The organism is Nocardioides sp., from assembly GCF_016462705.1.
Taxonomy (GTDB): domain Bacteria; phylum Actinomycetota; class Actinomycetes; order Propionibacteriales; family Nocardioidaceae; genus Nocardioides.
In genome coordinates this window covers 1-6,084 of the sequence record NZ_JAEMSS010000221.1, presented here as the reverse complement: position 1 = coordinate 6,084, position 6,084 = coordinate 1, and the positions used below count along the sequence as shown (strand labels likewise).

The window sequence follows — 6,084 nt, the reverse complement described above, 5'->3', positions numbered from 1 at the left end:
GGGCGGAAGCCGGGTGTGAAGTCGGGGGAGGCGCCCTTCGACGGGGCGGTGGTGGTGCTCATGGATGTTCCGTTCGGTGAGGGTGAGCGATGGGTGTGATCAGAGAAGGGCGGGGACCGCGCGGGCGGCGGTGTAGACGGCGACGCCGAGGACCAGGACGGCGAAGGCCGCCTGGAGGCGGTGGGTGCCGACACGGTCGGCGAGGCGGGCCCCTGCGACGGCTGCTGCCGCTGACGTCGCGGTGAGGACGGCGACGGACGTCCAGTCCGGCGTGGCGCCAGCACCGGCCCGGACTGCCAGCGCTGCGGCGCTGGTGATGGTGATGACCACGAGTGACGTGCCTGCGGCGTACTCCATCGGCAGCGCGAGGGCGAGCAGGAGGGCGGGGACGACGAGGAAGCCGCCGCCGACGCCCAGGAAGCCGGTCAGTGCCCCGACGACGGTGGCGGTCAGCAGCACCTTGAGGGCCCGGGGGCACTGGCAGGCGAACGTCGGGCTGAACGTGATGATCGGGTCGTCCAGGGTGGGCCGTGCGGCGTGCCGAGCGTCGTCTCCGCGGCGGTGGCGTAGCTGGCGCCAGGCCAGCGTCCCGCCGACCAGCAGCATCAGGGCGGCGAAGGCGGCCAACAGGACCTCCTCGGAGACCCGATCGGACGCCTCCGCTCCCGCCACCGCCCCGCCGATCGCGACCAGGCCGAAGACCAGGCCGCGGCCGAGCAGCACGTTGCCCGCGCGGTGTGCGGCGATCGCCCCGATCAGGGAGGTGACGCCGACGACCACCAGCGACCCGGTCGTCGCCTGGGAGGCGGACTGGTCGAGCAGGTACACCAGCACCGGCACGGCCAGGATCGAGCCGCCGCCACCGAGTGCCCCCAGGGACAGGCCGATGAGCGCGCCGGCGGCGACGGCGAGGAGCAGTGTCATCTCAGGCGTCGGGCCCGTCGGCGCCGTCGGTCGTGTCGGTGCTGTCGTCTTCGGGGCTCACCAGGTGCAGACCGACCTTCTCGGCGTTCTCGAAGGAGTCGTCGACTGCGACGGGGGTCCGGCCGGCGGCGGCGACGAACGAGGCAGCGACCGAGGCGCGGTAGCCGCTGGCGCAGTGCACCCACACCTCACCGGCGGGCACCTCGCCGACGCGACGGGGCAGCTCGTGGATCGGGATGTTGACCGCCCCGGCAATCGCTGCACCCTCGTACTCGTCGGCGCGGCGCACATCCAGTACGACGACGTCGCGGTGGTGACGCACCTGCGCCAAATCGGCGAAGGTGGCGGTCGGGAAGCTACCGAGGTCGCCGTCGCTCCAGTTTTGTGGTCCTCCGGTGGCCTGGGCTGCGGGCCGGTCGATGCCGATCCGGACCAGCTCGCGCTGGGCGGTGGCCACGTCCTCGGCGGTCTCGCCGAGCAGGGTCACGGCGGTGCCCCACTCGATCAGCCAGCCCAAGTAGGTAGAGAAAGCACCGTCGAGGCCGAAGTTGAAGGTGCCGGGGGCATGCCCCGCGGCGAAGGCCTTGCGATTGCGCAGGTCCACCACCCACTCACCTGCCTCGATCCGGCGCCGCAGCTCGGTCGCGTCGGCCTCCTGCACCGGGGAGAGGTCGGGCGCGGAGGGACCGGCGGCGTTGGCGGGTCCCATGTGCGCGTAGTACGCCGGCCAGGCACCGAGGCCGTCCAGCAGTTCGCGGACGTAGGTCTCCTCGTCCTGGGTCAGGACCGGGTTCGAGCGCTTCTCGTCACCGATCGTCGAGGCAGTGGCGTCGGACTGCGTGGCCGAGCAGAAGGACCCGAACCCGTGGGTCGGGTAGACCTCGGCCCCGTCGGGGAGCTGCTCGGCGAGCCTGTGCGCGGAGGCGTGCTGGTGGCGCACCAGCGCGTCGGTGTGCTCCTCGCCGAGCAGGTCGGGTCGGCCGGTGGCGCCGTAGAGCAGCGAGCCGCCTGTGAACACGGCGTACGGCTCCTCGCCGTCGGGGCCGTCGACCGAGAGCGCGTAGGAGAGGTGGGTGAAGGTGTGGCCGGGGGTGGCGATCGCGCGGACGCGCATGCGGTCGCCGACCTCGACGACCTCGCCGTCGGCGATCGGGGTGCGGTCGAAGGACACGTCGTCCTCGCCGTTGACCAGGTAGGCCGCTCCGGTTGTCTGCGCGAGCGCCAGGCCACCGGTGACGTAGTCGTTGTGGATGTGGGTCTCAAAGACGTGGGTCAATCGGACCCCGTCGGCCTCGAGCACCTCCAGCACCCGGTCGATGTCGCGCTGCGGGTCGATCACGAGGGCGACTTCACAGTCGTGGACCACGTAGGTGCGGTCGCCGAGGGACGGCGTCTCCAGGGTCCGGACGGTCAGCCCGTCGGCTGGCCGCTGCTGCGCCTCCTCGGTCGCCGAGGCCGGCGCGGGTGTCTCGGTGGTGGTGTCGTCAGTCATATGTTCGCCTCACTTCTCGATCGGTCGCCCGGAGCGGATCCAGGCTCTGGTGCCACCGGCGACATTCATCGCGTCGAAGCCGTTGGCGGTCAGGACGTCGGCCATCGCGCTGCTGCGATTGCCCGAGGCGCACACCACGTGCACCGGTCGGTTCCGGTCAATCTCGCCCAGGCGGGCGGTCAGCTGGCCAATCGGGATGTTGGTCGCACCGGGCACGTGGCCCTCGCGGAACTCCGCAGGCTCGCGGACGTCGATGACAGGCGCGCCCTGATCGAGCGCTGCAGCGAGCTGGTCGACGGTGGTCTCACACATGGAGGGACTCCTTCACTGGCTGATCGAACCTGGTTACAACACAACCCCCGGGGGGGTTCGAGACGCAAGTTAGCACAACCCCCGGGGGGGTTGTACAGTTGGCGGACGAGGCCCCTGGAAGGCCACCAAGAGACCAACGAAAGGCAGGACGATGGCCGACTACACGCTCGCGATCACCACGGAGCGCACCTACGAGGAGACGGTGGCTGCCGTGCGCGAGCAGCTCGCCGAGGCAGGCTTCGGCGTGCTCACCGAGATCGACCTGAAGTCGACCCTCAAGACCAAGCTCGACGTCGACGTCGCCCCCCAGGTCATCCTCGGCGCCTGCCGCCCGCAGCTCGCCCACCAGGCACTGCAGGCTGAGCCGTCCATCGCGGCGCTGCTGCCGTGCAACGTCGTTGTCCGCTCGGTGGGAGAGAAGGCCACGGTTGTCGAGGCCTTCGACCCGGCGATGATGACGTCGTTCGTCGCCGAGCCGAGCGAAGCGCTGCGTGCCGTCTCCGAGGACGCACGGGCGCGACTCCTTACGGCGCTGTCGGCCGTCGCCGCTGGCCCTATTGCTTCTACCCAGAACGGAGGGCAGGCCTGATGGACCTCGAGCCCACCGAGATCAAGGCGATCATCACCCGTATGAAGCGCGCCAACGGCCACCTCGCCCACGTGATCCGCATGATGGAGGAAGGCTCCGATTGCGAGTCTGTCCTTACCCAACTCGCCGCGGTCAACAAGGCCCTCTCCCGTGCTGGCTACGCCATCGTTGCCACCGGGCTGCAGCACTGCCTCGCCGAGTCCAACGAGGGTCTCGACGGCGTGGACGTCAAGAAGATGGAGAAGCTCTTCCTCGCCCTGGCCTGAGGCGGTCCATCCGCGGAGCTCACGACCCGGTGCCGGTGTTCTTCTTCGTCATGATCTTCGTGATCGCGATGGACTACACCGTCTTCCTGCTCGCCCCCGGCAAGGAGCACTACGAGCGGTACGGGAACCCGACGGACGCATCGTCGGTTCCCTGGCCCATCCCGAGCGCGTGATCTTCGCCGCCGGTGCCGTCATGGTCGCGGTGATCTTCACCTTCGCACCGGCTGAACCCACACCTCGTCGCACCACCGACCCTCGAGAACCGGAGCACACCATGCGCCTTGCCACGACATGCCGTACCTGCGGCAGGTCCACCTGGACAGGCTGCGGCCAACACGCCAACCAGGTGCGGACCTCCTCCCCAGACCAGTGGTGCCCCGCCACCCACAACCGGACCGGAAGGCCAGCTGGCTCACTCGCGTCCTCAATGGGTGAGCGGACATGACCAAACGTCTTATGGAGCACGCCGATCCGGACGGAGTGACAACTTTGGCGCCCCGGCCGACGCGCCCCGCACCTACCGTCTATCGGGGCGGCCATCCCGTCGCGCCGGCTCGCGGCTCGGCGCATAGAGTTCGGTCGTCACTGGCGCCGTCGGATGCAGGCAAAGACGCGCCGAGACCCGAACCCGGGGCCCTTTCAACGCGCCCGCCGGCCAAGAAGCCCGTCCGTCCCACCCTCGGACGATCAGGGCCAGGACCATGCCCGAGTGGGACCGCTGCGGTCGTCGCCCGCGAATCGCAACTCGGGTTCATCGACTGCACCCGCCGGTCGGCCCGCGCCAAGCAGCAGAAGCGGCCGTCAACTATCCAGCGGGACGAACACAACACACAAGAAGGGTTCCGATGATTGAGCCACTCAACGTTTTCACCGCCGCCGCGCCGGGCGGCCTTGTCTCGGTGGGTCCCGGCTGGCCGAGTCCAACCGCCTGGGCGATAGCCGGCCTCGCGATCGCCGTGCTCGCTTTGATCGCTAGATGGGCCACCGGCCGCCGGCGCCGAAGGGTAGACGCGCATGTCCCGACCCCAGGAGTCGGGGGACTGCCACATTGGCGGGCAACGACACAACGAGGTCTGACACAGACGGAGAAGCCAGAGAAGGAGCGATGATGATGGGTTCTGGCATGGGCTGGGGATGGATGTTCGGACCACTGGTCATGGTCGGGGTGGTGTTGTTGATCGTCCTCGCCGTGCGCGCCATCGGTGGAGGCGTGTCGCCTCGCTCTTCGGCGCCGGGAACGCCGACGGATGCGCCACCTGGTCCAGGCCGAGCCCGGGAGGTGCTCGATGAGCGCTACGCCCGCGGCGAACTAACTACCGAGGAGTACCAGGAACGGCTACGCGCGCTGGGGGAAGGCCGGTAGTGCGGCCCATCACCCGCCGCCACGCCCTCCAGCTGGGCGGCCTCGGCGTCGCCAGCCTCGCGATCGGAACCACAGGCTTGGTGTGGCAGCGCGGCTCACGCCTGGTCCCAGTGACGGGTTCGGACCTGACCGAGCCGGAAGTGCTCCGCAGCCGCGGCGGCCTCCTACAGGTGCGGCTGGAGGCCGCTGAGAGCCGGATCAGCGTCGCCGGTCGCAACGCGACTGTGTACGGCTACAACGCCAGTCTGCCCGGCCCCACGCTACGGCTGCGCCCCGGGGACCGACTGCAGGTGCGGCTGGTCAACCGGCTTGAGACGACGACGAACCTGCATGTCCACGGGCTCCATGTCTCCCCGCAGGGCAACAGCGACAACGTCTTCATCAGCGTCGAGCCCGGCGAGTCCTTCGACTACGACTACCAGCTGCCCGAGGACCACCCGCCCGGGGTGTACTGGTATCACCCCCACCACCACGGCATGGTCGCCGACCAAGTCTCCAGGGGCCTCTACGGCGCAATCATCGTCGAGGACCCCGACCCCATCGCCGTCACCCGCGAGCGTGTGCTCGTGATCTCCGACATCACCCTCGACGGGTCCGGGCAGGTCGTGGCGCCGTCCACGATGAGCCGCATGGCGGGCAGGGAAGGCGACCTGGTCCTAGTCAACGGACACGCGACGCCGAGACTGAGCGCCCGCCCGGGTGAGCGGGAACGGTGGCGCATCATCAACGCCTGTTCCGCCCGCTACCTGCGCCTGCGGCTCGACGGTCAGGACTCCGAGCTCCTCGGCATCGATTCCGGCCGGTTCCCCGAGCCTCAACCGGTCGACGAGCTCGTGCTGGCCCCCGGCAACCGAGCTGACCTTCTCGTCACGACCCGTGCCGGGTCAGCATCGTGGGAGACCGGGTCTGTCGACCGCGGTGGGATGGGCATGATGAGCTCCCTCGGCGACCTGTCCGGCGGTGTCGGGGCACTTGCGACACTCCGGGTGGAGGGCGACACCGCGCCCGCGTTGGCTGCGGTTCCGGTTCAACCGACGCCGGAGGACCTGCGCGCCGTCGAGCCTGCAAGGCGGCGACGGATCACCTTCGGCATGGGCATGGGCATGGGCATGGGCATGGGCGGCGACATGAGCGGCGG

8 protein-coding genes are annotated in these 6,084 nt (G+C 69.7%); 5 read left to right on the top strand and 3 right to left on the bottom strand.

All coding sequences use genetic code 11. From position 1 onward, the window contains the following. Positions 1-99 precede the first annotated feature (99 nt). Genes JHD21_RS19820 through JHD21_RS19810 form a run of 3 tightly spaced genes read right to left on the bottom strand, consistent with a single transcriptional unit; the run spans position 100 to position 2,728 of the window. Positions 100-924 (bottom strand): sulfite exporter TauE/SafE family protein, encoded by an 825-nt coding sequence (locus tag JHD21_RS19820; RefSeq protein ID WP_223398679.1) that lies wholly within the window; start codon positions 922-924, stop codon positions 100-102. Position 925: 1 nt separating this feature from the next. After that, entirely contained in the window at positions 926-2,416 is a 1,491-nt protein-coding gene (locus JHD21_RS19815; protein WP_292678796.1) for an MBL fold metallo-hydrolase, read from the bottom strand. A gap of 9 nt (positions 2,417-2,425) precedes the next feature. Further along, positions 2,426-2,728, bottom strand: coding sequence for a rhodanese-like domain-containing protein (locus JHD21_RS19810; protein ID WP_292678793.1), 303 nt, complete (start codon positions 2,726-2,728; stop codon positions 2,426-2,428). 151 nt (positions 2,729-2,879) lie between these two features. Here JHD21_RS19810 and JHD21_RS19805 point away from each other — a divergent pair, with 151 nt between their 5' ends. From JHD21_RS19805 to JHD21_RS19790, 5 genes are all read left to right on the top strand, one after another. Then, on the top strand, positions 2,880-3,317 hold the full coding sequence (locus JHD21_RS19805; RefSeq protein ID WP_292678790.1) for a DUF302 domain-containing protein: 438 nt from the start codon (positions 2,880-2,882) through the stop codon (positions 3,315-3,317). Beyond that, a complete protein-coding gene (locus JHD21_RS19800) occupies positions 3,317-3,583 on the top strand; it encodes a metal-sensitive transcriptional regulator (protein WP_263283294.1) in 267 nt (88 codons plus the stop codon). Before JHD21_RS19805 ends, JHD21_RS19800 begins: the two co-directional genes overlap by 1 nt. A 35-nt stretch (positions 3,584-3,618) precedes the next feature. Beyond that, entirely contained in the window at positions 3,619-3,756 is a 138-nt protein-coding gene (locus JHD21_RS19795) for a hypothetical protein (protein ID WP_292678786.1), read from the top strand. 803 nt (positions 3,757-4,559) lie between these two features. Continuing rightward, positions 4,560-4,946 (top strand): SHOCT domain-containing protein, encoded by a 387-nt coding sequence (locus JHD21_RS21945; RefSeq protein WP_365696383.1) that lies wholly within the window; start codon positions 4,560-4,562, stop codon positions 4,944-4,946. Further along, on the top strand, positions 4,946-6,084 hold a 1,139-nt coding region (locus JHD21_RS19790; protein ID WP_292678784.1), incomplete at its 3' end, for a multicopper oxidase domain-containing protein. The genes JHD21_RS21945 and JHD21_RS19790, both read left to right, overlap by 1 nt.

What these genes read in the sequence shown, in the direction of transcription:
- JHD21_RS19820 (WP_223398679.1), bottom strand. Translation starts at nt 924, where the DNA reads ATGACACTGCTCCTCGCCGTCGCCGCCGGCGCGCTCATCGGCCTGTCC.
- JHD21_RS19815 (WP_292678796.1), bottom strand. Translation starts at nt 2,416, where the DNA reads ATGACTGACGACACCACCACCGAGACACCCGCGCCGGCCTCGGCGACC.
- JHD21_RS19810 (WP_292678793.1), bottom strand. Translation starts at nt 2,728, where the DNA reads ATGTGTGAGACCACCGTCGACCAGCTCGCTGCAGCGCTCGATCAGGGC.
- JHD21_RS19805 (WP_292678790.1), top strand. Translation starts at nt 2,880, where the DNA reads ATGGCCGACTACACGCTCGCGATCACCACGGAGCGCACCTACGAGGAG.
- JHD21_RS19800 (WP_263283294.1), top strand. Translation starts at nt 3,317, where the DNA reads ATGGACCTCGAGCCCACCGAGATCAAGGCGATCATCACCCGTATGAAG.
- JHD21_RS21945 (WP_365696383.1), top strand. Translation starts at nt 4,560, where the DNA reads ATGGGCCACCGGCCGCCGGCGCCGAAGGGTAGACGCGCATGTCCCGAC.